Genomic DNA, 2,116 nt, shown 5'->3' on the forward strand with positions numbered 1-2,116 from the left:
GGCCAAGGGCGCGTCGGGGTGCGAGCCGAACTGCACGATCCAGGCCGACGTCACCGCGGTCGGCGTGACGAATGCCGCCGGCCAGGCACCCGCCAAGGGCGACGCGCTGAAGGTGTCGCTCACCGTGCGCAACCTGAGCGGCAATGCCGGCACCGTGAAGCTCACGCCGACGCTCGCCAGCACGCGGTTCAGCGATTTCAGCGCCGTGCCGCTGGGCACGATCGAGGTCGAACTGGCAGCCGGCGAAACGCGCACCGCGTCGTTCAGTGCCGGGCCGTTCATCGACGACACCGCGCGCGCCAAGCACTACGCCGTCGGGCGCGGCGCCTACCGCATCGACGGCGTGCGCCTGCAGAGCGGCACCGGCAGCACGGTGGACACCGCCTACAGCGGCGCCGCCTTCACCGTGGCGCCCAGCAGCCACGTGCTGGTGAGCACCGTCTACGACCAGAGCTACTTCACGCGCCTGAACTACACGCGCTCCCCGGAAGCCTTCCTCGGCGAGGTCTTCACGCGGCCCGGCGAGGTCTTCACGCCGACGACGGCTGGCGGCAACACCGGCACCTACCAGTCCTTCCCGGGCGGTTTCGACCAGATGATGGGCGTGACCCAGCACTTCCGTGCCATCCCGGGCCTGACGCTGGACACCAGCCAGGGCCTGTGCGAGCAGGCCGCGGCCTACGGCGGCAAGGTGCTGGGTCTCGCGCGCGACTGGACCACCGGCGGCTCGGTGCGCACGAACGTCGACAACCATGGCTTCGACTACCTGATCGCGATGTCGCCCCAGATGGTGGGCGGCGTGGCCTGCGGCTGGCTCGGCGTGCAGGTGAGCGGGGAGTTCTCGTTCGACATGTCGATGAACCGCACGCAGATCCTCGCGGTGCACGAGTCGGGCCACCTGTTCGGCGCGCCGCATTGCGATCCGCTGCAGGGCTACGTGATGTGCGCCGGCGAGCTGCACGACCACTACCGGCAGAACGGCATGTATGTGTGGCACCGCGTGTCGCGCGACGCGATGAAGGGCACTTTGTTCGACTGACCGCTCAAGTGGCGGGCGCTTCGGCCGACAACCCGAACAGCCCCTCACCCCCGGCACGACCCATGCGTTCACTGCGATTGACCCTGGTCCTCCTCATCGGCTCGGGCATCGCCGCGGCCAGCGTGCTGATGGCGGTGTCGCTGTGGGGCGCCGGCACGGCGGCCGATGCGGCACAGCGCACCTTCGTCGCGAAGGACGTCACCGCCGACATCCTGCCGCCGCCGATGTACCTGATCGAGCTGCGGCTGGTGCTCTCGCAGGCGGTGGAAGGCAGCATCGCCCCCGAGAAGGCACAGGCCGAAGCGGCGCGCCTCGAGAAGGAATACCAGGAGCGCGTCACCTACTGGCGCGCCCACCCGCCCTACGGCCTCGAGGCGCAGTTGCTGGGCCCGCAGCACGAGGCCGCGATGCGCTTCATCGAGGCCTCGCGCGCGGTGCTGAAGGCCACCGCGACCGCTGACGCGCCCGCCGCGCAGGCGGCCCTGAAATCGGCCGACGCGCTGTACCTGCAACACCGCGCCGGCGTCGATGCCACGGTCAAGGCGTCGACCACCTTTGCCGACGCAGCCTCGGCCACCTTCGACGCCACGCTCACGCGCGTGGCCTGGTCGCAATGGAGCGTCTTTCTTGCCGCCACCGTGCTGCTGCTCGGCTTCGGCCGCTTCGCATGGAAGTCGGTGTGGGGCCAGGTCGGCGGCGAACCGGCCGACGTGGCGGCGGTGGCCAATGCCGTCGCCGCCGGCGACCTGCGCCAGCGCGTGCCGCTCGCGGCCGGCGACGACACCAGCATCATGGCCGCGATGGCGGCGATGTGCGAACGGCTGACGCAGGTGGTGGCCACCGTGCGGGCCAGCAGCGATTCGATCGCGACCGGCTCGCAGCAGATCGCGCGCGGCAACGCCGACCTGAGCCAGCGCACCGAGCTGCAGGCCGGCAACCTGCAACAGACCGCCGCGTCGATGGAACAGCTGACCGGCGCGCTGAAAGCCAGCGCCGATGCAGCCCGCAGCGCGGCCCGGCTCGCGGCCGAGGCGGGTGCGGCCGCGAGCCAGGGCGGCGCCGCGGTGCAGCAGGTGG

At 71.2% G+C, this 2,116-nt stretch carries 2 protein-coding genes; both read left to right on the top strand.

Annotation, left to right across the window (positions count from 1 at the left end; genetic code table 11):
- On the top strand, positions 1 to 1,039 hold a 1,039-nt coding region (locus AC1D01_RS31675; protein ID WP_477873480.1), incomplete at its 5' end, for a hypothetical protein.
- A 62-nt stretch (positions 1,040 to 1,101) separates the two neighbouring features.
- Positions 1,102 to 2,116, top strand: a 1,015-nt coding sequence (locus AC1D01_RS31680; RefSeq protein ID WP_477873481.1) for a methyl-accepting chemotaxis protein, incomplete at its 3' end; no start/stop codon positions are given.

The organism is Rhizobacter sp. P3_B12 (genome assembly GCF_056402895.1).